1 protein-coding gene is annotated in these 1,634 nt (G+C 24.8%); it reads left to right on the top strand.

Features of this window, described 5'->3' with window-relative positions; all coding sequences use genetic code 11:
• Nucleotides 1-1,634 (top strand): contractile injection system protein, VgrG/Pvc8 family (locus tag AJ886_RS00695; protein WP_315940678.1); only part of this gene is annotated, 1,634 nt, incomplete at both ends.

The following is a 1,634-nucleotide window of genomic DNA, read 5'->3' on the forward strand; positions in this document are numbered from 1 at the left end:
ATATCAAATTCTACTTCAAATCCCCTACCCTTTAAAATCACTAAAGCCCTCATCAAAGAAAGTCTTGAAGAGCTTTTTTCTATAGAATGTGAAGGCTTTTTTGAAAGTTTAGAACAAGATTTATTTTCTTTAAATACTTTAACCAATGCTTCATCTCATCCAAGCACCCCTACAACTTTTAATTTTCATCCTAATGTTTTAATCGATCAAGAAGCTATTTTAAGTATCCATAATCCTTATGAGAATAATACCTTAAACTTTGATAACAATGAAGTAAAAAATTATAAGGGAATTATCACTTATATAAAATATCTAGGTATTAATCATGAAAGTGCTTTAAATATTAATGATAGCACTTCAAATACTAAGCAAATAAAATACAAGCATTTTTTTTCTTTTAAGCTTCAATCAGTCTTGATAAGACTTTCTTTAAATAAAGCCAATCGTATTTATACTCATACTAATATTATAGAAGTGATTAAACAAACCCTTGGTTTTTATCAAGATATCTTACATAAAGAAATTGATTATTCTAATATACATTTTAATTATGAAGAACAAGAACTCATCTCTCAATACAATGAAAGTGATTTAGACTTTATTACAAGATTAAGCCATAATAATGGAATCTTTTTTTATGAAGATGAGAACACTATTTATTTTTGTGATGTGTATAAAAATGTAAAAAATAAAGAAATTGAGTATAATCCTAATGTTAATAATATTTTAAATCAAGCTTGTATTTCTTCTATTTATAAAGAGCAAAACTTAAGAACTAATTCTTTTACACATTCTAGTATTAATGCTAACACTCCTTTAAATCTTTTATCTTTACATTCTAATAAAGTTCCTTATGAACAAGAACTTAATAACAAAGCTTATTATAATGAACATTTTTATGAGAGTGAATATTCTTTTACAAAAAGCATTGATTTAAAGACTAAGCCTTCTCTTAAAGAAAAAAGAGCCTTAGTATTAAATGAAAGCTTACTAGCAAAAAGTAATATTTATCATCTTAGCTTAGGAGATTTTATCACTTTAAATTATAAGGAGTTTAATCATCAAGAAGAAATAAAAAATCAAGATGAAGAAAAACAAGATAAAGCTTCTTTGCTTAAAGACTTTATTATTATTGCTAATACTCAAATCTTAATTGATGATGCTATCTTAGCTAATTCTATTAATACTAATGATCATTTAAATTTAAAAGATTTAAATTTAAGTAAATCTTATTCTAATACTTTAACTTTATTAAAAAAGAATATTATCTTTACTCCAAGTTTTAAAGCTAAACCTAAAGCTCCTAATAGCACTCAAGGTATTGTTATAGGAGAGAGTAAAGATATAGAAAGTGAGAGAAATACTATTTATACTGATGAGCATGGAAGGGTTAAGGTAAGGATTAATCTTTATGCTAATCAAGAAGAATTAGATAATGATACTTTTATTGCAAATGATATAGATATAAATTCTTCTAATTTATCAAGCAATACTTATAAATCTTATCATCACACTCCTTTTTTAAGAGTAGCTTCTCATATAGCAAGTAATCATTCAGGTTTTTTTCATACTCCAAGAATAGGAGATGAAGTGATTATTTCTTTTTTAGATGATGATATAGATAAACCTTATGT

Source organism: Campylobacter sp. BCW_6465 (genome assembly GCF_001762815.1).
Classification (GTDB): Bacteria; Campylobacterota; Campylobacteria; order Campylobacterales; family Campylobacteraceae; genus Campylobacter_D; species Campylobacter_D jejuni.